The 23767-nt window shown below is 68.8% G+C and carries 20 protein-coding genes; 6 read left to right on the top strand and 14 right to left on the bottom strand.

The genetic code is table 11. From position 1 onward, the window contains the following. Positions 1 to 89: 89 nt before the first annotated feature. The 3 genes from Q4I23_RS15365 to glnK all read right to left on the bottom strand — a co-directional run bounded on the left by Q4I23_RS15365 (position 90) and on the right by glnK (position 4636). Positions 90 to 2612, bottom strand: coding sequence for a DNA translocase FtsK (locus tag Q4I23_RS15365; protein WP_498526772.1), 2523 nt, complete (start codon positions 2610 to 2612; stop codon positions 90 to 92). Between the two features lie 101 nt (positions 2613 to 2713). After that, positions 2714 to 3946 (bottom strand): aminotransferase class I/II-fold pyridoxal phosphate-dependent enzyme, encoded by a 1233-nt coding sequence (locus Q4I23_RS15360; RefSeq protein ID WP_498526771.1) that lies wholly within the window; start codon positions 3944 to 3946, stop codon positions 2714 to 2716. A gap of 351 nt (positions 3947 to 4297) precedes the next feature. Then, positions 4298 to 4636, bottom strand: a complete 339-nt coding sequence (gene glnK, locus Q4I23_RS15355) for a P-II family nitrogen regulator (protein ID WP_035670687.1) — start codon at positions 4634 to 4636, stop codon at positions 4298 to 4300. 319 nt (positions 4637 to 4955) lie between these two features. Here glnK and Q4I23_RS15350 point away from each other — a divergent pair, with 319 nt between their 5' ends. Next, positions 4956 to 6206 (top strand): UbiH/UbiF/VisC/COQ6 family ubiquinone biosynthesis hydroxylase, encoded by a 1251-nt coding sequence (locus Q4I23_RS15350; RefSeq protein ID WP_498526770.1) that lies wholly within the window; start codon positions 4956 to 4958, stop codon positions 6204 to 6206. A 188-nt stretch (positions 6207 to 6394) separates the two neighbouring features. On the opposite strand, the gene thpR is transcribed toward Q4I23_RS15350, so the two are convergent. The 4 genes from thpR to Q4I23_RS15330 are packed head-to-tail and all read right to left on the bottom strand — an operon-like array spanning position 6395 to position 9794. Beyond that, on the bottom strand, positions 6395 to 6931 hold the full coding sequence (thpR, locus tag Q4I23_RS15345; protein WP_454020343.1) for an RNA 2',3'-cyclic phosphodiesterase: 537 nt from the start codon (positions 6929 to 6931) through the stop codon (positions 6395 to 6397). Positions 6932 to 6947: 16 nt separating this feature from the next. Beyond that, positions 6948 to 7991 carry an NADP(H)-dependent aldo-keto reductase gene (locus Q4I23_RS15340; protein ID WP_498526769.1) on the bottom strand — a complete coding sequence of 348 codons (1044 nt, stop codon included), beginning with the start codon at positions 7989 to 7991 and terminating at the stop codon, positions 6948 to 6950. A 13-nt stretch (positions 7992 to 8004) separates the two neighbouring features. Beyond that, positions 8005 to 9180, bottom strand: a complete 1176-nt coding sequence (locus tag Q4I23_RS15335; protein ID WP_103040082.1) for an FIST signal transduction protein — start codon at positions 9178 to 9180, stop codon at positions 8005 to 8007. Between the two features lie 5 nt (positions 9181 to 9185). Next, positions 9186 to 9794, bottom strand: a complete 609-nt coding sequence (locus Q4I23_RS15330; protein WP_498526768.1) for an arylesterase — start codon at positions 9792 to 9794, stop codon at positions 9186 to 9188. A gap of 145 nt (positions 9795 to 9939) precedes the next feature. Between Q4I23_RS15330 and Q4I23_RS15325 the strand changes: the two genes are divergently transcribed. Beyond that, on the top strand, positions 9940 to 10674 hold the full coding sequence (locus Q4I23_RS15325) for an ABC transporter ATP-binding protein (protein ID WP_498526767.1): 735 nt from the start codon (positions 9940 to 9942) through the stop codon (positions 10672 to 10674). Positions 10675 to 10781: 107 nt separating this feature from the next. Next, positions 10782 to 13307: an ABC transporter permease gene (locus Q4I23_RS15320; RefSeq protein WP_498526766.1), complete on the top strand. Its 2526-nt coding sequence runs from the start codon at positions 10782 to 10784 to the stop codon at positions 13305 to 13307. A 9-nt stretch (positions 13308 to 13316) separates the two neighbouring features. Here Q4I23_RS15320 and Q4I23_RS15315 read toward each other — a convergent pair whose 3' ends face one another. The 3 genes from Q4I23_RS15315 to dnaK form a co-directional block, all read right to left on the bottom strand. Continuing rightward, complete coding sequence (locus Q4I23_RS15315; protein ID WP_498526765.1) at positions 13317 to 14444, bottom strand: diguanylate cyclase; 1128 nt, start codon at positions 14442 to 14444, stop codon at positions 13317 to 13319. Between the two features lie 302 nt (positions 14445 to 14746). Continuing rightward, the gene (gene dnaJ, locus Q4I23_RS15310) at positions 14747 to 15892 is read right to left on the bottom strand and encodes a molecular chaperone DnaJ (RefSeq protein ID WP_237904486.1); all 1146 of its coding nucleotides are present in this window, start codon (positions 15890 to 15892) and stop codon (positions 14747 to 14749) included. A 162-nt stretch (positions 15893 to 16054) separates the two neighbouring features. Beyond that, complete coding sequence (dnaK, locus tag Q4I23_RS15305; protein ID WP_454020542.1) at positions 16055 to 18124, bottom strand: molecular chaperone DnaK; 2070 nt, start codon at positions 18122 to 18124, stop codon at positions 16055 to 16057. Between the two features lie 400 nt (positions 18125 to 18524). Here dnaK and Q4I23_RS15300 point away from each other — a divergent pair, with 400 nt between their 5' ends. Next, positions 18525 to 18728 carry a hypothetical protein gene (locus Q4I23_RS15300; protein WP_014239027.1) on the top strand — a complete coding sequence of 68 codons (204 nt, stop codon included), beginning with the start codon at positions 18525 to 18527 and terminating at the stop codon, positions 18726 to 18728. A gap of 175 nt (positions 18729 to 18903) precedes the next feature. Here Q4I23_RS15300 and Q4I23_RS15295 read toward each other — a convergent pair whose 3' ends face one another. Continuing rightward, complete coding sequence (locus Q4I23_RS15295) at positions 18904 to 19419, bottom strand: hypothetical protein (protein ID WP_498526764.1); 516 nt, start codon at positions 19417 to 19419, stop codon at positions 18904 to 18906. Positions 19420 to 19528: 109 nt separating this feature from the next. Between Q4I23_RS15295 and Q4I23_RS15290 the strand changes: the two genes are divergently transcribed. Then, positions 19529 to 20425: a DUF1848 domain-containing protein gene (locus Q4I23_RS15290; RefSeq protein ID WP_454020335.1), complete on the top strand. Its 897-nt coding sequence runs from the start codon at positions 19529 to 19531 to the stop codon at positions 20423 to 20425. 34 nt (positions 20426 to 20459) lie between these two features. Here the strand turns inward: Q4I23_RS15290 and Q4I23_RS15285 are convergent, their stop codons facing one another. The 3 genes from Q4I23_RS15285 to hrcA form a co-directional block, all read right to left on the bottom strand. Further along, positions 20460 to 20825, bottom strand: coding sequence for a response regulator (locus tag Q4I23_RS15285; protein WP_014239024.1), 366 nt, complete (start codon positions 20823 to 20825; stop codon positions 20460 to 20462). A 292-nt stretch (positions 20826 to 21117) separates the two neighbouring features. Further along, positions 21118 to 21741 carry a nucleotide exchange factor GrpE gene (grpE, locus tag Q4I23_RS15280; protein ID WP_454020334.1) on the bottom strand — a complete coding sequence of 208 codons (624 nt, stop codon included), beginning with the start codon at positions 21739 to 21741 and terminating at the stop codon, positions 21118 to 21120. 78 nt (positions 21742 to 21819) lie between these two features. Beyond that, complete coding sequence (gene hrcA / locus Q4I23_RS15275) at positions 21820 to 22860, bottom strand: heat-inducible transcriptional repressor HrcA (protein ID WP_035670634.1); 1041 nt, start codon at positions 22858 to 22860, stop codon at positions 21820 to 21822. 165 nt (positions 22861 to 23025) lie between these two features. On the opposite strand from hrcA, the gene rph reads away from it, so the two are divergent. Further along, a partial coding sequence (gene rph / locus Q4I23_RS15270; protein ID WP_498526763.1) for a ribonuclease PH occupies positions 23026 to 23767 on the top strand: 742 nt, incomplete at its 3' end.

Below are 23767 nucleotides of genomic sequence, written 5' to 3'. Positions count from 1 at the left end.
GTTATAGTCTCGTGGGCTCGGAGATGTGTATAAGAGACAGCCCCTCCACCTCGAAGAGGGGGAGGGCTAGGGAGGGGGCAAGCACCCGCTCACTCCTCGATGTTGCGGGCCAGGACTTCGCGTTTGCCGGCGTGGTTGGGCTTGCTGACCACGCCTTCGGTCTCCATCCGCTCGATCAGCCGGGCGGCGGAGTTGTAGCCGATGCGGAGCTGGCGCTGGATGAAGCTGGTCGACGCCTTGCGCTCGCGGCAGACCACCGCCACCGCCTTGTCGTAGAGGTCGTCGCCCGACCCGCCGCCGGCACCCGACCCGTCGTCGAAGGAGCCGCCGTCCTCGTCATCCTCCTCGGTGATGGCGTCGACGTAGCTCGGCTCGCCCTGGGTTTTCAGGAACTTCACCACCTGCTCGACCTCGCCGTCGGCGACGAAGGGGCCGTGGACGCGGGTGATGCGGCCGCCGCCGGCCATGTAGAGCATGTCGCCCTGACCGAGAAGCTGCTCCGCCCCCTGCTCGCCGAGGATGGTGCGGCTGTCGATCTTGCTGGTTACCTGGAAGCTGATGCGGGTCGGGAAGTTGGCCTTGATGGTGCCGGTGATGACGTCCACCGACGGGCGCTGAGTCGCCATGATCAGGTGGATTCCGGCGGCGCGGGCCATCTGGGCGAGGCGCTGGATCGCCGCCTCGATGTCCTTGCCGGCCACCAGCATCAGGTCGGCCATCTCGTCGACGATCACGACGATGTAGGGCAGCTCCTTCAGGTCGAGCGGCTGCTCCTCGAAGATCGGCTTGCCGGTGTCGGGGTCGAAGCCGGTCTGGACGCGGCGGGTCAGCAGCTCGCCGTCGGCGCGGGCTTCGCGCAGGCGGGCGTTGTAGCCCTCGATGTTGCGCACGCCCAGCTTGGACATGTTGCGGTAGCGGTCCTCCATCTCCCGCACCGTCCATTTCAGGGCGACCACGGCCTTCTTCGGATCGGTGACGACCGGCGTCAGCAGATGGGGGATGCCCTCGTAGACCGACAGCTCCAGCATCTTGGGGTCGATCATGATGAAGCGGCAGCGGTCGGGCGGCAGGCGGTAGAGCAGCGACAGGATCATCGTGTTGATCGCCACCGACTTGCCCGAGCCCGTGGTGCCGGCGACCAGCAGGTGCGGGAAGCGGGCGAGATCGGCCACCACCGACTGGCCACCGATGTCCTTGCCCAGCGCCAGCAGCAGCTTGCCCGCCGTCTTGTCGAAGACGTCGCCGGCCAGCAGCTCGCGCAGCAGCACCGTCTCGCGCTTGGCGTTGGGCAGCTCGATGCCGATGACGTTGCGGCCCGGCACCACGGCGACGCGGACAGACACCGCGCTCATCGAGCGGGCGATGTCGTCGGCCAGGCCGATGACGCGGGACGACTTGGTGCCGGGGGCCGGCTCCAGCTCGTAGAGGGTGACGACCGGGCCGGGATGGACCTTCTGCACCTCGCCACGCACGCCGAAGTCGGACAGCACGCCTTCCAGCTTCACCGCGTTCTCGCGCAGCGCCGCCTCGTCCACCTTCTCGCCGCGCACGCTGGTCGGGACGATCTGGAGCAGGTCGAGCGGCGGCAGCTCGTAGCCGTCCGCCTCCTCCAGATTGAGGGCGGCCTGCTTGGACGGGCGTCCCTGGTCGGCGGCCTTCTTGCCGCCGGCGGGCGGGGTGACCACCGGAACGGCGCGGGTCTTGGCCTCCACGCGCGGCTCGACGCTGATGGAGTCGGACAGCCGGCCGCGCGGCGCGGCGCGCAGGGTGATGGCGGCGCTGTCCTCGTCGGGTGTCTCGTCGAGAGTCGGGGCGACGGCCTTCCTGTCCGCGGTGGCGAGGCTGGGCTCCCGGCGCAGCAGGCCACCGGTCTGGTGAACCGCGTTGCGCGCGGCCTCCGCGCCCTTGTCGCGCACGAAGGACACGCCGGCCCGCGCGCCCCGCCCGAGGCGGGCGAGGCCGGCGGCGGTCTCGCGCAGGCTGGCCGCCCATTCGCGGATCGACAGTCCCATGGCGACGAACAGGATCAGCCCGCCGGCCACGCCGGCCACGGTGCCGACCAGCGGATTGCCGGGGCCGCCGAACAGCAGCTTGCTGACCCCGTCCAGCAGCACGATGCCGAAGCTGCCGCCGGGATGGCCGTTCAGCGGGTCCCCGCCCCCGCCGCCCATCCCGGCCAGGAACATGGCGACCAGAAGCACACCCCACACCGCCAGCACGCTGCGGAACAGCGGATGGCGGATGCTCTTCTGCAGGCTGAGCCGCCAGCCCCACATCATCGGGACCAGCGCCAGCAGATAGGCCGCCCAGCCCAGCGACTGGATCAGGACGTCGGCCAGATGGGCACCGAACCGGCCGAACAGGTTGTGGATGTGGGTGTTCGCCGCCGGAACGGCGTTCCACGAGGGGTCGGCCGGGTTGTAGCTGCCCAGGATGACCATCAGCACCAGACCGACCACGCCCAGCGCGAAGCCCGCCAGCTCGCGCGCCCGCGCGACCACGAAGGCGCGCGTGGCGGGCGAGAAGAAGGGCGGCTTCTCCGGCCGCGCACCGGCGGGCCGTGCTCCGGCGCTTTTGCCGCTTCCGCTGCGGGGGCTTGCGGGTCGTGCCATGGGCAGAAGGTCCTCAAGAACGTGCTGAACCGGACCCGTCCTTCGGGGCGAAAGACCGGGGTGACTTGGACCGAACCGGGTTGGGCCGAACCGGGCGGCTCTTATCCCAGGATGCGGGCGATGGTGCTGCAGGCGTGGGCGACCGTCTCGGCGTCGTTCACCAGCGCGATGCGGATGAAGGGCGCGCCGGGATTGGCCTCGCCGGGGTTGCTGCGGGTCAGGTAGGCGCCGGGCAGCACGCGGATGCCGCCCTCCGCCCACAGGCGGCGCGTCGCCTCCTCGCCGTCGCCGACCTCCAGCCACAGGAAGAAGCCGCCGTCCGGCCGGTAGTAGCCGTAGCGCCCCTTCAGCGAAGCCTCCGCCGCGTCGAACTTGGCGCGGTAGAGCGCGCGGTTCTCCTCGACATGGGCCTCGTCCCGCCACAGGGCGGCGCTGGCCGCCAGCACCGGCAGCGGCATCCCGGCGTTGGAGTAGCTGCGCAGGCGTGTGAAGCGGGACATCAGCTCCGGATCGCCGGCCACGAAGCCCGACCGCAGCCCGGCGGCGCTCGACCGCTTGGACAGGGAATGGAAGACCAGGATGTTCGCCCAGGGCTTCCCGCCATGAGCCAACCCCGACGCGACCTGGAGCGCGCCGACCGGCGGCCTGTCCAGGTAGATCTCGGCGTAGCACTCGTCCACCGCCAGGATGAAGCCGTAGCGCCGCGCCAGTCCGATCGCCCGCTCCAGATAGGCGGCGTCGGCCGCCGCCCCCTGCGGGTTGGCCGGAGTGCAGAGGTAGAACAGCGCCGTGCGCTCCAGCAACTCCGGCGTCAGCGCGTCGAGGTCGGGCAGGAAGCCGGTCTCGCGGGTGGAGGGCAGGAACACCGGCTCCGCCCCCGCCAGCAGGGCCGCCCCCTCGTAGGGCGCGTAGAAGGGGTTGGGCATCAGCACCGCCGGCTGCCGGCCCGCCTTGGACGGCGGCACGGCAAGCAGGGCGAGCAGGAACAGCGCCTCGCGCGTGCCGGACACCGGCAGGACGGACTTTTCGGCGTCGAACAGCCCGTCCGGCAGGGCGTAGCGGCGGGTCAGCCAAGCGCCCACCGCCTCGCGGAACTCCGGCGTGCCGCCGACCGGCGGGTATTTGCCCCACAGATGGGCGTTGGCCCGCAGCGTCTCGTCGATGATGGCCGGCGGCTGGTGCTGCGGCTCGCCCACCGACATCATGATCGGCTCGGCGTTGGCGCGCGGCGTCACCCCGGACAGCAGGGCCGCCAGCCGCGTGAAGGGGTAGTCCGACAGCCGGTCGAGCCGGTCGTTGACGAGAGCGAAGGTGCCGAGGTCCGGGAGCGACATGCCGCCGAGAATCCTTTCCATGAGGACGGCCCGAGAAGGCCGGGCCGTCCCCGAGGGGCACGGCCCGTCAGTGGCCTCTGGGGGCCTCTGCCCGATACGAAACGGAAACGATCCTATCGACGGTGGAGTCCCGGCACAAGGGCACAAAACCGGACGAGGCCCGGTCAAGGGAAAGCATACGCCGCCCGTTCCGGCGGCCTTGGCGCCACGGTGGAAAGACTGGCGCGCCCGGCCTCAAGTCACCGGGCAGATCATCGATGCCCCGCGGCAAGAAAAAGCGGACGCGCCTTCCCCCCTTACGGGAGGGGCCGGGCCATGACGCCCCGCCCTGTCCGCTTCCTCCAGGACGCCTCAGAGAGCTTCGGTGTTGGTTTCGCCGGTGCGGATGCGCACGGCCTGGGCGATGTCCAGCACGAAAATCTTGCCGTCGCCGATGCGGCCGGTGTTGGCGGCCTTCTGGATCGCCTCGACCACCTGCTCGTACTGGTCGTCGGACACCGCGACCTCGACCTTCACCTTGGGCAGGAAGCTCACGGAATACTCGGCGCCGCGGTAGATCTCGGTCTGACCCTTCTGGCGTCCGAAGCCCTTCACCTCGCTCACCGTCAGGCCCTGGATCCCGAGCGACGTCAGCGCCTCGCGCACTTCGTCGAGCTTGAACGGCTTGATGATGGCCATAACCAGTTTCATGTGGCTTCCCCTTGGGTATGCGTGTTTGCGGGCCCTTGCGGTCGCCCGGTCCCCCCTCGGCCGATCCCGCCATGACGGCGGGTTTTCCGAACGTGACTCGAGCGTGTTCGCCTCGACCATAAAAAGCAATGTCTTCAAAAATCGTGCCGGTTGCAGAATCGGCCCTTTTCAACGGTTTTTGGCTGTTTCGCCGATCGATTGGGCAGGTCATGCCTAATAATTACGCAATTTGGGGGCCGCGACGCAGCGCCGCTGGACATCCGGACCAAGCGGAACGATTGTTCGTACCCGTCTACACTGATCGAAGGGCAGCGCCATCATGACCGAATCGGGCACCACCGCAGCGCAGGAGATCACGACCGACGTCGTCGTGTTGGGCGGCGGACTGGCCGGACTCAGCATGGCGGCGGCCCTGGCCACCGCGGGCGTTCCGGTCATCTGCATCGACCGCGACAGCCCGGACCGGCAGGCGGGGGACGACTTCGACATCCGCACCACGGCGGTCGCCTACGCCTCGATGAAGGTGCTGGAGGGGGCGGGCGTGTGGAAGCACATGGAACCCTACGCCGGCCCGATCCTGGACATCCGGGTGGCCGACCAGTTCTCGCCCCTGTTCGTCCATTACGACCACACGGAGTTGACCTGGGACGGCAAGAACCAGCCCTTCGGCTGGATTCTCGACAACAAGGACATGCGCCGCGCCCTGTTCGCCCGCGCCAAGGAACTGCCCGGCCTGCACCATCTGGCCCCGGCCCAGGCGGTGTCGATCGAGCGCACCCGCAGCGGCGCCACGGTGACGCTGGCCGACGGGCGGGTGGTCAAGGCGCGGCTGGTCGTCGGGGCCGACGGGCGCCGCTCGATGGCGCGGGAGAGCGCCGGGATCAAGCTGCGCACCTGGGCCTACGACCAGACCGCGATCATTTGCACGATCCGCCATTCGGAGCCGCACAACGGCGTGGCGGTGGAGCATTTCCTGCCCAACGGCCCCTTCGCCGTGCTGCCGATGACCGAGAACCGCTCCTCCATCGTGTGGAGCGAGAAGCGGTCGCTGGTCGACATGTATCTGAAGCTGCCCGAGGACCAGTTCATCGACGAGTTGACTCGCCGGTCGGGCGGGTATCTGGGCGACATCGAGCTGGTGACCCGGCGCGACGCCTGGCCGTTGTCGGTCCTGCTGGCCGAGCGCTTCATCGCCGAGCGCGTCGCCCTGATCGGCGAGGCGGCCCACGCCATCCACCCCATCGCCGGGCAGGGGCTGAACCTGGGCCTGCGCGACGTGGCGGCGCTGGCCGAAGTGATCGTGGACGCCCACCGGCTGGGGCTGGACGTCGGCTCGCCGGAGGTGCTGGCCCGCTTCCAGCGCTGGCGCCGCTTCGACACGGTGCTGCTGGCCGTGGTCTGCGACGGTCTGGTGCACCTGTTCTCGAACAACATCCCGCCGATCAAGCTGGCCCGCGACGTCGGCATGGCCGTCGTCAACCGCCTGCCGCCGCTGAAGCGCTTCTTCATGCGGCACGCGATGGGCGTGGTCGGCGAACTGCCGCGGATGATCAAGGGCGTGCCGCTGTAAGAGCGGTTGGTTACTCGGGGGACAAGAGGGTCTTCACGGATTACACGGATTTCTTTTGTTCATGCTTCAGCGCATGCCTTACCGATCAGCTCGCACTGGGCAAGACCAAATAAAAAATCCGTGTAATCCGTGCCTAAATCCGGGAAATCCGTGAAGACCCTGTTGCCCGACAAGAATCCCGAACCCACTCACCCCAACCCGTATTCCGACAGCGCCTCGTACACCGCGGCCCCCTTGCCCAGGTGGCTGCGGTAGAGCGTGAAGTGCTCCACCCGGATCGGACCGGCGCGGAACATCCCGCGCTCCTCGACGAAGCGCCCGATCCGGTCCTTCGGCGCGTCCTTCAGCCGGGCGAGCGTGACGTGGGGCGAGAATTTGCGCTCCTCCGCCGGCAGGCCGCAGCGGACCAGCGCCGACTCGACCTTGGACTGGAGGTGCGACAAGGCGTCGCTGCGCTCCACCCCAGCCCAGAGGACGCGGGCGTTGCGGCCGCTGCCGTACACGCCCACGCCGTCCAGAACCAGATCGAAGGCCGGCGCCACGATCTGCGCCAGCGACTCGTCGATCTCCGCCGCCTGATCTCCCGGCACCTCCCCGATGAAGCGGAGCGTCAGGTGCAGGTTGTCCGCATCGGTCCAGCGGGCGCCGGGCACACCGCCGCCCAGCCCCGCCAGACGCCGGCGCACATCCTCCGGAAAATCGAGGGCGACGAAGAGACGGATCATTGGCTTTCCGGAACGGTTACGGGCAGGGGTCGGGATAGCGGGCGTTGACCGCCTCGATATCCTTCATCACCTCATCCGACAGCGTGACGTCCACCGCCGCGATGTTGGACTTCAGGTCCTCCATGGTCGTCGCGCCGATCAGCGAGGACGCCACGAAGGACTGCTGCAGGGTGAAGGCGATGGCCATCTGCGTCGGCGACAGGCCGTGGCGCCGGGCGACATCCAGATACTCGCGGGTGGCCGCATCGGCGTTGACGGTGGCGTAGCGCGACTTGCGGTGATCCAGCGCGCGGCGGGTGCCGGCGGGAACGGCGCCGTCCAGATATTTGCCGGTCAGCGTGCCGGCGGCCAGCGGCGAGTAAGCGAGAAGCCCCACATCCTCGCGCAGGGACACCTCGGCCAGACCCTGCTCGAAGGTCCGGTTCAGCAAGTTGTAGGCGTTCTGGATCGAGGCGATGCGCGGCAGGCCCTTGTCCTCCGCCAGCTTGAGGAACTGCATCACCCCCCAGGGCGACTCGTTCGACACGCCGATGTGGCGGACCTTGCCGGATGTCACCAGCTCGTCGAGCGCCGCCAGGGTCTCCTCAATGGGCGTGCCGTCCTTCTCCGGCCGGTGGACGTAGTTGCGCGCGCCGAAGCGGTTGGTCGAACGGTCGGGCCAGTGGAGCTGGTACAGGTCGATGTAGTCCGTCTGGAGCCGGCGCAGGCTGGCCTCCACCGCCGCGAAGATGTTGGCGCGGTCGAGCTTTGCCTCGCCGTTGCGCACCCAGGCGAAGCCGCCGTCGGTGGCGCCGACGACCTTGCTCGCCAGGATCACCTGGTCGCGCTTGCCGTTCGCCTTGAACCAGGTGCCGATCACCTCCTCCGTACGTCCGTACGTGTCGGCGGTCGGGGGAATGGCGTACATCTCCGCCGTGTCCCAGAAATTGACGCCCTCGCCGAGCGCGTAATCCATCTGGGCGTGGCCCTCGGCCTCGCTGTTCTGGCGGCCCCAGGTCATGGTGCCCAGGCCGATGGCGCTGACCGACAGGCCGGTGCGGCCGAGCGGACGGTATTGCATTTGTCTATGATCCTTAAAGGAACAGGGTGAGCACGCCCGTGTATCCGTACAGGCGGGCGTTGGAGATCTCGCCGCTGGCGAAGAATCCGGCCAGCGGGATGTCGCCGAAGGTTTCGCGGATCAGCGCCAGCTCCTGGCTGCCCTCGCCGAACAGGCTGGGGCCGCGGGCGATGCAGCTGACGTAGAGGGCGCCCTTCGGGGTGGTCTTCACGCGCTTCTTCAGATTGGCCAGCATGCGGCGCATGTCGGCCTCGGCGCTCTGCTGGTCGCGGCGGGTGAACAGGATGGGCTGGCCGCTCTGCACATGATGGGCGACGGCGATCCAGCCGGCGCGCGGGTCGATGGCGATCAGGTCACGGACCAGATAGTCCGCCGTGTCGCTGCCGGCGATCGGCAGGCCGGCGAAGATGTAGCCGGACACCCGCTTGAGGTCGCGGGCCAGCAACTCGCCGATGTCCTCCTTGAAAACCTCCAACGCCGGGCGCCCGTCGATCTCCAGGACGACGTTGTCCTCCGCCGCGGTGATGGTGCGCACCGGCCCGATGGGCGTGCAGCCCTGGCTGAGGCCGGTGGCGACCGGCACCTGCGGCGCGAACAGCACGCCCGACACGCCGCCGTCGGCCACCGGCCCGCCGACCATCGTGGCGGTGTTGCCGGGGATGGTGAATTGCGGGAACTCCGACCGCGAGGCCGACAGGCCGCCGACCAGGAAGGCCCCGGTTGATTCCGCCAGCGAAACGACCAGCCCGGCCAAGTCCTGGTGGCGCGGGTCGGCGTGGGCGAGCGCCAGCATGGCGCCGTGCTTGTCCAGCCAGCCGCCGGCCATGCGGCGCAGCGGCTCCATGTCGCCCGACACCACCGGGAACAGGCGGAAGCCTTCCGGCGGCAGGCGGGCGACCATCACGGCGATGCCCGGCTTGTCGAAGATCTCCTCGTCGTTGGCGCAGACGCCGATGCCGACCGTCCCCACCCAGTCACGGATGCCGGTGACGCCGCGCAGCAGGGTGACCATGCTTGTCGCGTGCTCAGCCAGCGCGTCGGTGATGTAGAGGAAGCCGAGGTTGCAGCCCTCCACCGCCCCGAGCTCGTCCAGGCACGACTTGACGACGGCGCCCCATTCGGTGCCGGTGGCCGAAGCGGCCTTGAAGTAAGTCTCGGTGGTGGCGGTGTCGCCGGCCAGGGTCGCCATGGGTGTCAGTCTCCGCTCTTGGCGATGCCGTCCAGAAGGCGGGCGACGTGGGGCGTGATGCGCTCCACGATCACCTTCACGCCGGCCGCGTTGGGATGGATGCCGTCGGGCTGGTTCAGCGCGGCGTCGGCCGCCACGCCGTCCAGAAAGAACGGGTAGAGCTGTACGTCGTACGCCTTCGCCAGCTCCGGGTATATGGCGTTGAAGCGATCCCCGTACGCGCGGCCCAGGCTGGGCGAGGCGTACATGCCGGCCAGCAACACGGGCAACTTCTCGCCGGTCAGCCGCTTCAGGATGGCGTCGAGGTTGGCGCGCGCCGCGGCGGGGTCGAGCCCGCGCAGCATGTCGTTCGCCCCCAGCTCCACCAGCACGGCGTCCGGCTTGTCGGCCAGCGCCCAGTCGAGCCGCGACAGACCGCCGGCCGTGGTGTCGCCCGACACGCCAGCGTTGACGACGGTGACGTCGTAGCCTTTCTCCCTCAGCGCCGCCTGCAACTGGGGAGTGAAGGACTGCGCTTCGGGAAGGCCGTAGCCGGCGGTCAGGCTGTCGCCGAGCGCCAGAAGGGTGTAGGGGCCTTTCCCCGCACCCGTCTGGGCGGACGCGGGCGCGGTCATGCCGATTCCCGCGCCAATTCCGGCAACGACGGCGAGAGCGGCCAGCCCCGACCGAAGGAGGGCCGTGTTGAAATGGCGGCGCACCATGCCATATGGCGTGAGGTTTTCCCGCCCATTCCCCCGCCCGTTCCAGAGACGCATGCCAATGTCCCGACCCGATTCCGTTGAGTCCACCATCGTCGATCTCGACGAGGTGCATCTGAGATTGGACAGCGCGGCCGGACCCGTCAACATCCTGAGAGGCTTGAATCTCCGCATCCAGCCCGGTGAACGGGTCGGCGTGGTCGGCCCGTCGGGCTCCGGCAAATCGACCATGATGATGGTCATGGCCGGGCTGGAACGCCCCACGGGCGGGACCGTGCGCGTCGCCGGACAGGATCTGGGCCGGCTGGACGAGGACGGGCTTGCGCGCTTCCGCCGCGACCATGTGGGGATCGTCTTCCAGGCTTTCCACCTCGTGCCGACGATGACCGCGCTGGAGAACGTCGCCATCCCCTTGGAATTCGCCGGGGCCGCCGACGCCTTCGACCGCGCGCGCTCCGGGCTGGAGGCGGTCGGGCTGGCCCACCGGCTGACCCATTATCCGGGCCAGCTGTCCGGCGGCGAGCAGCAGCGCGTCGCCCTGGCCCGCGCCTTCGTCGCCGAGCCATCGCTTCTGCTGGCCGACGAGCCGACCGGCAACCTCGACATCGGCACCGGCGCCACCATCGTGGAGCTGCTGTTCGACCTTGCCGAGCGGCGGGGCACAACGCTGGTGCTGATCACTCACGACCCCTCCCTGGCCGACCGCTGCGACCGGACCGTGCGCCTGATGGACGGACGCATCGTCGACGACGGCCTCGCCGCCCGCGCCGAACGCGAACGCGTGGTGGGGGATTGAGCGCCTTTTAAGAGAAAAGCCCTCCCCTGCGCAGCGGGGGAGGGTTGGGTGGGGGCCCGACGCGACCACACCCCACCACCAACCCATACACCCCACCGGACGCACCGATGACCAACCTCGCCCTCGCCTTCCGACTGGCCCGCCGCGAGCTGCGCGGGGGGCTGAAGGGGTTCCGCATCTTCCTGGCCTGTCTGACGCTCGGCGTCGCAGCCATCGCTGCGGTCAATTCCGTGTCCGGCGGCGTGCTGTCGGGCCTGCAGGCGGACGGGCGGGCAATCCTGGGCGGCGACGTCGCGCTGCGGCAGATCTACGCACCGCCGACCGACGAGCAGCGCTCCTGGCTGGAACAGGCCGGGCGTCTGTCGCAGTCGGTGGACATGCGCGCCATGGCCCGCTCCGCCGACGACCAGCGATCCACCCTGGTCGAGTTGAAGGCGGTGGACGGCGTCTACCCGCTCTACGGGTCGGTTGCTCTGGCGCCGGAGGGTGACCTGCACAGCGCGCTGGCCAACCGCGACGGGCGCTGGGGGGCGCTGGTCGAGGACGGGCTGCTCGACCGGCTGGGGCTGAAGACCGGCGACACGCTGCGGCTGGGCGAGGGCGAGTTCGCCGTGCGCGGCGTGCTGACGCGGGAGCCGGACCGGGCGTCCAACGGCGCCTTCTCGCTGGGGCCGCGGGTGATGATCGGCCTGCCGTCGCTGGAGGGCACCGGCCTGCTCCAGCCCGGCAGCATCGTCTATTGGACCGCCAAGCTGGCCCTGCCGCCGGGCACCGACGTGGCGGCGTGGCAGAAGGCGCTGACGGCGCGCTTCCCCGATGCCGGCTGGCGGGTCCGCGACTTCACCAACGCCTCCCCGCAGATCGAGCGCTTCATCGACCGCATGACGCTGTTTCTGACGCTGGTCGGGCTGACCGCCCTGCTGGTCGGCGGGGTCGGGGTGGGCAACGCGGTGCGCAGCCATCTCGACTCGCGCGCCCGCACCATCGCCACGCTGAAATGCCTGGGCGCGCCGGGCGATCTGGTCTTCCAGGTCTATCTGCTGCAGATCCTCGCCTTGTCCGGACTGGGTATCCTCTTGGGGCTGCTGCTCGGCGCGGTGGCGCCGCTGGGGCTGGGGTCGCTGCTCGATCAGGTGTTGCCGGTGCCCACCCGGATCGGCGTCTACCCGGGCGCCCTGGCGCTGGCCGCGCTCTACGGCCTGCTGACCGCGCTGACCTTCTCGCTGTGGCCGCTGGGCCGCGCGCGGGAGGTGCCGGCGGCGGCGCAGTTCCGCGATGTGGTCGCCCCCGCCGGAGGCCGCCCGCGCGCGGTCTATCTGGCGGCGATGGCGCTGACCGTGGCGGCGCTTGCCGGGCTGGCCGTCGCGACGGCGCACAACAAAATGTTCGCCGCCTGGTTCGTCGGCGGCTCGATCGCCACCTTCATCGCCTTCCGCATGGCCGCCTGGCTGGTGGTGCGTGGGGCCGCGGCAGCAGGGCGCCCGCGCCGTCCGGGGCTGCGGTTGGCGCTTGCCAACCTGCACCGGCCGGGCAACCCGACCGGGGCGGTAGTGCTGTCGCTCGGCCTCGGCCTGACGGTTCTCGTCGCCATCGCGCTGATCGAGGGCAACTTCTCCCGCCGGGTCAACGAGACGATCCCGAAGGACGCGCCCAGCTTCTTCTTCGTCGACATTCAGCCCGACCAGTTCGAGCCGCTGAAGCAGATGGTCGGCGCCCTGCCCGGCACCAGCGGGTTCGAAGCGGTGCCCAGCTTGCGCGGGCGGATCGAGACGGTGAACGGCCAGCCGGCGGAGAAGGCGCTGGTCAACCCCGAGCAGTCCTGGGTGCTGTCCGGCGACCGCGGCATCACCTATTCTGCCAAGCTGCCGGAGCATTCGGAGATCGTCGCCGGCTCCTGGTGGCCGGAGGACTACAAGGGGAAACCGCTGATCTCCATCCACCAGAACGTGGCGAGCGCCTTCGGCATCGGTCCCGGCGCGACGATGGGGATCAACGTCCTGGGCCGCACCATCGAGGCGACGGTTGGCAACGTGCGCGCCGCCGACTTCTCGACGCTGGCCATCAACTTCGCCCTGGTCTTCGCGCCGGGCACGCTGGAGCGGGCGCCACAGACCTGGATCGCCACCGTCCGCAGCACCCCGGCGGCGGAGCCGGAGGTCCAGCGCTCCGTCCTGCAGCGCTTCCCCAACGTGACGCTGGTCCGGGTGAAGGACGCGCTGGACACGGTGGGCACCATGCTGGGCCACATCGGCACGGCGGTGCGCATCACCGCGGGCATCACGCTGGCCGCCGGCACGCTGGTGCTGGCCGGCGCGGTCGCCGCCGGGCACCGCCGCCGGGTCTACGACGCGGTGGTGTTGAAGGTGCTGGGCGCCACGCGGGCCGACGTGCTGAAGGCGTTCCTGCTGGAATACGGGCTGCTGGGCATCCTGACCGCGGCCATCGCCGGGGTCATCGGCACCATCACGGCCTGGGCGGTGATGACCTTCCTGATGCGCTGGGACTGGACCTTCCTGCCGTCGGCCGTGCTGACCACGGCGCTGCTCAGCACGGCGATCACGCTGGCCTTCGGCTTCCTCGGGACGTGGCGGGCGCTCGGCCAGCCCTCCGCCCCGCTGCTGCGCAACGACTGACGGGAGCGGTCAGGCCGGTTCGGGGACCCGGTCGTCGGCGACGATCCGGTTCTTGCCGGACTGCTTGGCCGCGTACATGCGCTGGTCGGCCAGATCGACCAGCCTTTCCCAGTCCACCGGGCGGTCGTGGAGGTATTCGGCGACGCCGATGCTGGCGGTCTGCGGGGTGCCGTCCGGGCGCTTGCCCAGGCCCCGCTCGTGCAACCGCTCCACCGCGGTCAGGGCGCCCTGACGGCCGGTGTTGGGCATGATGACCACGAACTCCTCGCCGCCCCAGCGGACCAGCACGTCGGACTGGCGCAGCATGGCGCGGATCGCCTCCGCCGATCGCCCGAGCTGTTTGTCGCCCTGGTCGTGGCCGAACCGGTCGTTGATCGACTTGAAATTGTCCAGGTCGAAGAAGATCACCGACAGCGGATGGTCCGAGCGCTGGGCGTGCGCGAACTGCAACCGCAGAAGCTCCTCCCCGATGCGGCGGGAGAAGGCGCCGGTCAGCCCGTCGTGCGACGCCTGATCGACCAGGGCCATCATGAAATGCAGCTGGCTCATCGCCGCCAGCGTCGCCACCACCATGATGAGCACCAGCAGCCACAGGGCGCCCAGATAGGAGGGGAAGGGGAAGACCAGCGAACCGTAGACCCCGGCCAGCATATGCGCCGCCAGCATCGGCGTCGCGAAGGCGAGCCCCTCCAGCGCGGTCAGCGGGAAGACGCTGAGCCCCGCCACCATCACGAAGGGCAGGAAGGCGTAGCCGGCGGCGACCGCCAGCGCGCTGCCCGCGATCATGTCCTCGTTCAGCATGGGGTGCGAGGCGAGGAAGAAGATCGTCGGCACCGCCAGCAGCAGGGCCAACCCCCGCCACGCGCTGCCCATGTCGTCGCAGATCCGGTAGCCGAGCGCCAGCGCGCCGAAGGCGAAGCTGGACACCAGCCGCAGGCCGGCCAGATAGCCCCACAGAGGCCAGGGGAAGATGAAGACGTCGATGACGATCCACAGCGGCGTCAGCACCGCGAACACGGCCGCGACCATGCGGACGCGGGAATGGATCAGCACGGCCCGGCGACGCTGGATGATCGGGGTGTGCCCCCCGGGATGCATCAGGTCGCGCAACTGCTCGAAGGAGAGATCGCCGCTCACCGCCTGGAATGCCCTCTCCGCGAACCGTCTGAGGAGATTAAGCGCTTGTTGATACACGCGATGCCCCCCATCGGCAACGGCAATTGCTATGATTTCCAGGGATACGTGCGTATGCGGCGCGGCCTGTGGCATCAACGCATGTGTACGTGATTTGCCGGGACAGTCTTCCCGCCGCCCACCGCTGTCAACGCCAGAGTGGTCATACCACTGGGGCAAAAGCACGCGGCGCGCATGAAAAAGGCCTGGCACGAAAAAGGCCCGGCGATGGGCCGGGCCTTTTCCTGCAGTCGGAACGGAGGCGGTCAGTCCTTCAGGTCTTCCCAAAGCTCCTTCACCTTGGCGAAGAAGCCTTCGGACTGCGGGTGGGAGCCTTCCTTGCCGGCGGTGTCGAACTCGCGCAGAAGCTCCTGCTGCTTCTTGGTCAGGTTGACCGGAGTCTCGACGACGGCCTGGATGTACATGTCGCCGCGCTGCTGGCTGCGCAGCACCGACATGCCCTTACCCTTGATGCGGAACTGGTGGCCGGACTGGGTGCCGGGCGGGACCGTCACCTTGGTGCGGCTGCCCTCAATGGTCGGCACTTCCACCGTGCCGCCCAGCGCCGCGGTGGTCATGGGAATCGGCACGCGGCAATGGATGTTGGCGCCGTCGCGCTGGAAGATCGGGTGCGGCGCGATGGCCAGGAAGATGTAGAGGTCGCCCGGCGGCGCGCCGCGCAACCCCGCCTCGCCCTCGCCGGCCAGACGGATGCGCGTGCCGTCCTCCACGCCAGCGGGGATGTTGACCTGGAGGGTCTTCTCCTTGCGCAGGCGTCCGGCACCGCCGCAGCTCTTGCAAGGGTCCTTGATGACGCGGCCCTGGCCGTGGCAGGCCGGGCAGGTGCGCTCGATGGTGAAGAAGCCCTGCTGGGCGCGCACTTTGCCATGGCCCTGGCAGGTCGGGCAGGTGACCGGCTGGGTCCCCGCCGCCGCCCCGGAGCCGCTGCAGGAGTCGCAGGCGACGGTGGAGGGAACGCGGACGTTGGCCGTGGTGCCCTTGAAGGCTTCCTCCAGCCCGATCTCCAGATTGTAGCGCAGATCCTGGCCGCGGCCCGACGCGCCGCCGCCGCCGCGGCGCCCGCCCATGAACTCTCCGAACATCTCGTCGAAGATGTCGGCGAAGCCGCCGCCGCCGCCGCTGAAATCGAAGCCGCCGAAACCACCGCCGGCCCCGCCGCGCCCGTTCTCGAAGGCGCCGTGGCCGAAGCGGTCGTAGGCCGCGCGCTTCTGCTCGTCCTTCAAAACGTCGTAGGCTTCGCTGATTTCCTTGAACTTGTGCTCGGCGTCCTTGTCACCCTGGTTGCGGTCCGGGTGATACTGCATCGCCATCTTGCGGTACGCTTTTTTGATCTCGTCCGCGCTGGCGCCCTTCGCCACCCCGAGCAGCTCGTAATAGTCCTGTTTCGCCATGGGCCCCGACCGCCTTCACATACTAATAGACCAATCATATCTCCGGCCCGCCACCGCAGGACGGATGACGGGCCGGACGATACTGCATGGCGCCGGGTTCTCCCGGCTGTGACACCGGAGGCAACGGGCGGTTGCCCAACGGTTGCCTCCGGTTCCGAACGCTTAGGCCGACTTCTTCTTGTCGTCGTCCACTTCCTCGAAGTCGGCGTCGACCACGCCCGGCTCGTTCGGGGCGGCGCCCGCCGCACCGGCGGCACCGGCGCCCGGGGCCTCGCCCTGGCCGGCCTTGTACATGGCCTCGCCCAGCTTCATCGACACCTGGGCCAGCGCCTCGGTCTTCGCCTTCACGGCCTCCAGGTCCTCGCCGTCCAGCACCGACTTCAGCTCGGCCACGGCGGCCTCCGCGGCGGTCTTGTCGGCGGCGGGGATCTTGTCGGCGTTCTCCTTGATCGTCCGCTCGGTCGTGTGGATCAGGGCGTCCGCATGGTTGCGGGCGTCCACCAGCTCACGCCGCTTCTTGTCGTCGGCGGCGTGGGCCTCGGCGTCCTTGACCATCTTGTTGATGTCGGCGTCCGACAGGCCGCCCGACGCCTGGATGCGGATCTGCTGCTCCTTGCCGGTGGCCTTGTCCTTCGCCGTGACGCTGACGATGCCGTTGGCGTCGATGTCGAAGGTCACCTCGACCTGCGGCACGCCGCGCGGGGCCGGCGGGATGCCGACGAGGTCGAACTGGCCGAGCATCTTGTTGTCCGCGGCCATCTCGCGCTCGCCCTGGAAGACGCGGATGGTCACCGCGTTCTGGTTGTCCTCGGCGGTCGAGAAGGTCTGGGACTTCTTGGTCGGGATCGTCGTGTTGCGGTCGATCAGGCGGGTGAAGACGCCGCCCAGCGTCTCGATGCCCAGCGACAGCGGGGTGACGTCGAGCAGGAGGACGTCCTTGACCTCGCCCTTCAGCACGCCGCCCTGGATGGCGGCGCCGATGGCGACGACCTCGTCCGGGTTCACGCCGCGGTGCGGCTCACGGCCGAAGAACTGCTTCACCGCCTCGATGACCTTGGGCATGCGGGTCATGCCGCCGACCAGGATCACCTCGTCGATCTCGTTGGCCTTCAGGCCGGCGTCGCGGAGCGCGGCCTTGCAGGGCTCGATCGTGCGGGCGACCAGCTCGTCGACCAGGGCTTCCAGCTTGGCGCGGGTCAGCTTGACGTTCAGGTGCTTCGGGCCGGACTGGTCGGCGGTGATGAAGGGCAGGTTGACCTCGGTCTGCATGGCCGAGGACAGCTCGATCTTCGCCTTCTCCGCGGCTTCCTTCAAACGCTGCAGTGCCAGACGGTCCTTGCGCAGGTCGATTCCCTGCTCCTTCTGGAACTCGTCGGCGAGGTAGTCGATGATGCGGGCGTCGAAGTCCTCACCGCCGAGGAAGGTGTCGCCGTTGGTCGACTTCACCTCGAACACGCCGTCGCCGATCTCCAGCACGGAGACGTCGAAGGTGCCGCCGCCGAGATCGTAGACCGCGATGGTGCCGGCGCCCTTCTTCTCCATGCCGTAGGCCAGAGCGGCCGCCGTCGGCTCGTTGATGATGCGCAGCACTTCCAGGCCGGCGATCTTGCCGGCGTCCTTGGTCGCCTGGCGCTGGCTGTCGTTGAAGTAGGCCGGAACGGTGATGACCGCCTGGGTCACCTTCTCGCCCAGGTAGTTCTCCGCCGTCTCCTTCATCTTCTGCAGAATGAAGGCGCTGATCTGCGACGGGCTGTACTTCTTGCCGACGGCCTCCACCCAGGCGTCGCCGTTGTCGCCGGAGATGATCTTGTAGGGAACGAGGCCCTGGTCCTTCTTGGTCAGCGGATCGTCGTAGCGGCGGCCGATCAGACGCTTGATCGCGAAGAGGGTGTTCTCGGGGTTCGTCACCGCCTGACGCTTGGCCGGCTGGCCGACCAGACGCTCCGCGTTCTGCGCGAAGGCGACCATGGAGGGCGTGGTGCGCGTGCCTTCGGCGTTCTCGATCACCTTGGCGCTGGAGCCTTCCATGACGGCCACGCAGGAGTTCGTGGTGCCGAGGTCGATGCCAATGACTTTGCTCATGTTCAGCCTCTGTTGTTCGGCAGATGCGTGGCGGCCCGTTTGGTCCGGCACCGCCGCGATCCCCTTGGGGTCGGTGGAACGGTTGGGTGGATTCACGTCTGTCGCCGGAGATATAGGCAGGTGCGTTTCGGGCTGCAACGCCCTGGTCATTCCGCCAACCGTCAAAAGACCAAAAGGTGACGCGCACGCCGGGGCATATCGTCGCGCCTGCGGCTTCGCGCCGCAAGTGAATACCAGGGTATTCAGAAGCATAAGGCGTGCAACCGCCCTCCTTTATCCCCCGACCGTGCCGGAAGCGGTCTGTTACAGGGCTTTAACACAAGCAAAACGGTCGCAACCCAGCCATGTTAACTTTTCATTAACAAGTAATGGTGTGCATTACAGTGCACAATCAATTGCCGGTTGCCTTGTTTCTTTGTTGTCCGAAGATTCTAATAGTGGAGAGTCGAAGGAAATATGATATATCCCTCGCTGGTCAGGGGGCCGCTCTTGCCAGCAGATATGGCTTTCCGAAGCGGGACCGTGTGCAGCATTCCATAGGGGGATCAAGATGATGGACGAACGGCGCGACATGGCTCTGGCCATCAAGTCCTGCCTCGACAGCCTTATGGACGACGCGACGAAGTGCGACCTGGACGATCTGGCGCGCTTCATCAGCCTGGCCGCCCTGGCGGCGGAAGAGGCGGCCATGGCCTTCGATCCGAAGGCGGCGCAGTTGAAGGCCCTGATGTCCGGCGGCGCCGGCCACTGCTGACCGCCGGAATCTTGATTGCCGGAATCTTGACCGCCTGAGCGCTGAACGCCTGAAGCGGCGCGGGAACGCCGGAGACTTCGGGCTCGCAAGACATCAGCCCGCAAAAGAATCGGAAAAGAAAAAGCCGCCCTCGACGGGGCGGCTTTCCTGCTTCCGACGGCTGTCCCGAATCGTTCTACAGGATCTCCGCCGCGCGGATCGCCCCGTCGAGCAGGGCCAGCGTGCCGGCGCAGGACTCATCCCCATCCATGACCATGGGCAGGCGGTAGCTGAACATGGCCGCCGCCGCCTTGCCGTCCCGCTCCGCCCCGACCAGCCAGAGGTAATGGGCGTCGGTGTGGCCGTCCTCCTCCGTCATCATCACCGCCTGGGCCAAGACGCCGTCGTCGCCCCAGGGCTCGACGATCCGGTCGCTGGCGCGCTGGTCGTCGGGGCGCACGAAGCGCAGCGCCATCTCGCGCAGCACCGCCACCGCACCGTCCGGCCCGTCCTTGGGCGCCACCCGGTCGGTGACCAGCCGCAGCACGCCCCCCGCCGGGGCCGGCGGGTGGAAGGCGGCCACGGCGTGGCCCTCATGCTCCTCCACCTCCGGGCGCCAGCCGTCCGGCAGCCGGAACCGCACCACCCCTTCCCACTCCACGCTGTGGCCCGCACTGTTGCCCACGCTGTGGCCGTCCTGTCCGCCCGTCACGGCATCCTCCCCTGATCCTGTGCCCCTCTGATCCTGTGCCGGCACTTTAGGCCGAAGCGCCGGCGAATCCAGCCTTGATCGCGGCCCGCCGAGCCACCATGGTCCGGCGATGATCATTTCCGCCAGCTACAAGACGGACATCCCCGCCTTCTACGGGCGCTGGTTCCTGAACCGGCTGGAGGCCGGGCACTGCCGCATGGTCAACCCCTATGGCGGCCAGACCTACCGCATCGGCCTGACCCGCGCAGAGGTCGATGGCTTCGTCTTCTGGACCAAGAATCTCGGCCCCTTCCTGCCGGGGCTGGAGGAGGTCTCGGAACGCGGCTTTCCCTTCGTCGTCCAGTACAGCATCACCGGCCTGCCCACTGCGCTGGAGCGCTCCGTCCCCGACGCGGAGCTTGCGGTGGAGCACATGGCCCGGCTGCGCGACCGCTGGGGGCCGCGCGCCGCCGTCTGGCGCTACGACCCCATCGTGACGGCACCCATCGTGGAGGCAGAAGCCACGCCGCCGTCCTGGCACCGCGAGACCTTCGCCCGGCTGGCCGGCCGGATGCGCGGCCTGACCGACGAGGCGGTGGTGTCCTTCCTTCAGCCCTACCGCAAGACGGCGCGCAACCTGGACGCCGCCGGTGTGCCCTGGCGCGACCCGGACCCCGAGGAAAAGCGCGCCCTGCTGGCCGATCTGGCCGGCATCGCCGCGGAGCACGGCATGGTGCTGACGCTGTGCACCCAGCCGGAACTGGCCGGCGTCCCCGGCACGGCGCCAGCCCGCTGCGTGGACGCGCAAAGGCTGTCCGACGTCGCCGGGCGGCCCATCGCGGCCAAGGAAAAGGGCAACCGCCCCGGCTGCCTGTGCGCGGAAAGCCGCGATATCGGCGATTACGACACCTGCCCGCACGGCTGCGTCTATTGTTACGCCGTCGCCAACCGCGCCACCGCGCAGCGGCGCTTCGCCGCCCACGATCCGGAGGGGGAGTTCCTGTTCACGCGGGAGCGGGCGGGATAAGGCCCCCCGGCCCGCCGTCTCGGCGCCTTCCCGGTTACGGACAGACCTTCTTCACGGTCTCGACCAGCTTGTCCGGGTTAAAGGGCTTGACCAGCCAGCCGGTGGCCCCGGCCTCGCGGCCGGCAGTCTTCTTGGCGGGATCGGCCTCGGTGGTCAGCAGCAGGACAGGGGTGGCGCGGTTGAGCGCGCTGCCGCGGATGGCCCGGGTCAGGGCCAGACCGTCCATGCCCGGCATGTTCAGGTCGGTGATGATGCAGTCGAACTTCTGACGGTTGACCTCCGCCAGACCGGCGGTGCCGTCCGCCGCCTCGGTGACGCCATAGCCGGCGTTGCGCAGCGTGAAGGCGACCATGTCGCGGATGGTCTTGGAGTCGTCGACGGTCAGAATGGTCTTGGCCACGGGTCCGGTTCCCTGAATGAGCGGCCGCCCGGAACGGGCAATTCACGGGGCGCCGCGAGACTCCCCGACGCGAATCGGGGTTCCGATGCGAATAGGCGAAGGACCAGCCCGGCGCAAGCCCTTCGGTACGCAAAGGATCGCGCGCGGACACTCATCCGGAGACCGCCGAGCGAAAAAAAGCGGCGCGGCGGGCCATGCCGCCGCGCCGCCGCAAGAGACGTGCAGCCTGCCGTCCGGAGGGCGGCCGTTCCATCCCTCCAGAGGAGGGGCGGGCCACCCGTCCTGGAGACGGTCAGGCCTTTGTATCGACGTGCTGGCCGCCCATCTCGTGAGGACCGGCCTTGGCGACGCCCACCATGGCCTCGCGCAACAGGCGGCCGTGGATGGTGTAGCCGGGCTGGAGCACCTGCACGACGGTGCCGGCGGGCTTGCCGGTGTTCTCGATCTCGAACATCACCTGATGGAAATTCGGATCGAACAGCTCGCCGGTCGGGTCGATCTTCTTGATGCCCGCACGCTCGAAGGCGGAGATGAGCTGGCGCTCCGTCGCCTCCACGCCGACGGAGAGGCTCTTCAGCACCTCGTCGTTCTCTCGGCCCTCGGCGGGAACGGCCTCCAGCGCGCGGCGCAGGTTGTCGGCCACCGTCACCAATTCCTTGGCGAAGCTGGACACGGCGAACTTGCTGGCGTCCTCGCGGTCGCGCTGGGCGCGGCGGCGGGTGTTCTCCACCTCGGCCATCTGACGCAGGAGCTGGTCCTTCAGGCTGGCGACCTCGGCCTCAAGCTGGGCCACGCGATCCCCGGCACCGGCGTCCGCGGCCTTGTCCTGGGCGGCCTTCTCTTGGGCGGCCTTGTCCTGGACGGCTTCGGTCTGCTCCACCTCGGCTTCGGCGGGCTTGTTCTGCTCTTCGCTCATGGCTCTCTCGTTGTCGTCTTGGGTCGTCGTCTGATGAAAGGGGTCTGGTGGGGAATGGGTGAAGCGTTGCCAAGGGCTTCACCCGACAAGGCGGCTGATGACCTTGGCTGTATAATCCACAAGCGGGATGATCCGGGCATAATTGATGCGGGTCGGGCCGATCACGCCGATGGCGCCGATCACCTGCTCGCGGCTGTTCTGGAACGGCGAGATGATCAGCGAACAGCCGGAATGGCCGAACAGCACATTCTCCGCGCCGATGAAGATCTGCACCCCGTCGCCCTTCCCGGTGGCGTCGAGCAGGCGCAGCATGGTCTCCTTGGTCTCCAGCGCCTCGAACAGGGCGCGCACGCGCTCCAGGTCCGACAGGGCGGTGACGTCCTCCAGCAGCTTCGCCTGGCCGCGCACGATCAGCTGGCCGCTGTTCTGCCCGCCGCTGCCCGCCCAGGTGGCGAGACCGGCGGAGACCACGCGCTGCGACAATTCGTCCAGCTCGGTCTTCTGGTCCTCGATCTCGCGCAGCACGGCCTGCCGCGCCTCGTCCAGCGTGCGGCCGACCAGCTTCGCGCTGAGGAAGTTCGACACCATCTGCAGCGTCGCGGCGGGCACGCCGACCGGAACCTCGATGACGCGGTTCTCGACCAGCCCGTCCTCGTTGACCAGCACGACCAGCGCCCGGCCGGGCGCCAGCGACACGAACTCGATGTGCTTCAGCGGCCGGTCGGTCTTCGGCGCCACCACCAGCCCGGCGCAGTGCGACAGGCCGGACAGCAGGGTGGACGCCTCGCCCAGCACGTCCTGCAGCGACCGCCCGGAGGAGGCGCATTTGGCCTCGATGGAGCCGCGCTCGTCCTCGCTCAGGCTGCCGATCTCCAGCAGGCCGTTGACGAACAGGCGCAGCCCCGCCTCGGTCGGGATGCGGCCGGCGGAGGTGTGGGGGGCATAGAGCAGCCCCTGTTCTTCCAGGTCGGCCATGACGTTGCGGATGGTCGCGGGCGACAGGGCCATGCCGAGCCTCCGCGAGATCGTGCGCGAGCCCACCGGCTCGCCGGTCGCCACATAGGCGTCGACGATCAGCCGGAAGATCTCGCGGGACCGTTGGTTCAGCTCGGTGATCATGGCGGGGCGGGGACCGGACGATGCTGTTGGGGCACGGATAAGGGGCGTCCCGAATTTAGGCAGGTGTCCGCGCCGAATCAACGTGCGCCCCGGTTGCGCGCTGGACGGCGGGGGCAGCGGGCGCTAGCTTGCCGCCGATTTCAACAGATTCGCGGATCATGCCCGATGCGTCCCTCCGGCCGCGCCCACGACCAGTTGCGCACCATTTCCCTTGAGCCCCATTTCAGCAAGCACGCCGAGGGGTCCTGCCTGGTGCGGTTCGGCGACACGCACGTCCTGTGCACCGCCAGCGTGGACGAGGGCGTTCCGCGCTTCCTGAAGAACACCGGCCTGGGCTGGGTCACCGCCGAATACGGCATGCTGCCGCGCTCCACCCACAGCCGCACCGACCGCGAGGCCGCCAAGGGCAAGCAGTCGGGCCGCACCCAGGAGATCCAGCGCCTGATCGGCCGTGCGCTGCGCGCCGTCACTGACCGTGCCGCCATGGGCGAGAAGCAGATCAAGATCGACTGCGACGTCATCCAGGCCGACGGCGGCACCCGCACCGCCGCCATCACCGGCAGCTTCGTCGCCCTGCATCTGGCCTTCCAGCATCTGATCCAGATCGGCGCGCTCAAGACCATGCCGCTGACCGACCATGTGGCCGCCGTCTCCTGCGGCATCTACAAGAACGCCAGTGTTCTCGACCTCGACTACGCCGAGGATTCGACGGCGCAGGCCGACGCCAACTTCGTGCTGACCGGCAACGGCGGCATCGTCGAGGTGCAGGGCACTGCCGAGGAGCGCCCCTTCAGCGAGCCGCAGTTCATGGAGCTGCTGGCGCTCGCCCGCAAGGGCATCAACGAGCTGGTGGCCTTGCAGAAGGCCTGTCTCTTATACACATCTGACGCTGCCGACGATTATACGC

The organism is Azospirillum sp. UFLA03-27 (assembly GCF_059803775.1).
Note: the sequence above shows the minus strand (reverse complement) of the source record. Positions and strands in the feature narration are given on the sequence as shown.

Coding starts and splice junctions, on each gene's coding strand:
- Q4I23_RS15335 (WP_103040082.1), bottom strand. CDS start 9,180: ATGGCGACCCTGGCCGGCGACACCGCCACCACCGAGACTTACTTCAAG.
- thpR (WP_454020343.1), bottom strand. CDS start 6,931: ATGATCCGTCTCTTCGTCGCCCTCGATTTTCCGGAGGATGTGCGCCGG.
- hrcA (WP_035670634.1), bottom strand. CDS start 22,860: ATGATCACCGAGCTGAACCAACGGTCCCGCGAGATCTTCCGGCTGATC.
- dnaJ (WP_237904486.1), bottom strand. CDS start 15,892: ATGGCGAAACAGGACTATTACGAGCTGCTCGGGGTGGCGAAGGGCGCC.
- Q4I23_RS15340 (WP_498526769.1), bottom strand. CDS start 7,991: ATGCAATACCGTCCGCTCGGCCGCACCGGCCTGTCGGTCAGCGCCATC.
- Q4I23_RS15365 (WP_498526772.1), bottom strand. CDS start 2,612: ATGGCACGACCCGCAAGCCCCCGCAGCGGAAGCGGCAAAAGCGCCGGA.
- Q4I23_RS15320 (WP_498526766.1), top strand. CDS start 10,782: ATGACCAACCTCGCCCTCGCCTTCCGACTGGCCCGCCGCGAGCTGCGC.
- Q4I23_RS15350 (WP_498526770.1), top strand. CDS start 4,956: ATGACCGAATCGGGCACCACCGCAGCGCAGGAGATCACGACCGACGTC.
- Q4I23_RS15300 (WP_014239027.1), top strand. CDS start 18,525: ATGATGGACGAACGGCGCGACATGGCTCTGGCCATCAAGTCCTGCCTC.
- Q4I23_RS15290 (WP_454020335.1), top strand. CDS start 19,529: ATGATCATTTCCGCCAGCTACAAGACGGACATCCCCGCCTTCTACGGG.
- Q4I23_RS15330 (WP_498526768.1), bottom strand. CDS start 9,794: ATGACCGCGCCCGCGTCCGCCCAGACGGGTGCGGGGAAAGGCCCCTAC.
- Q4I23_RS15325 (WP_498526767.1), top strand. CDS start 9,940: ATGTCCCGACCCGATTCCGTTGAGTCCACCATCGTCGATCTCGACGAG.
- glnK (WP_035670687.1), bottom strand. CDS start 4,636: ATGAAACTGGTTATGGCCATCATCAAGCCGTTCAAGCTCGACGAAGTG.
- dnaK (WP_454020542.1), bottom strand. CDS start 18,124: ATGACCAGGGCGTTGCAGCCCGAAACGCACCTGCCTATATCTCCGGCG.
- Q4I23_RS15360 (WP_498526771.1), bottom strand. CDS start 3,946: ATGTCGCTCCCGGACCTCGGCACCTTCGCTCTCGTCAACGACCGGCTC.
- grpE (WP_454020334.1), bottom strand. CDS start 21,741: ATGAGCGAAGAGCAGAACAAGCCCGCCGAAGCCGAGGTGGAGCAGACC.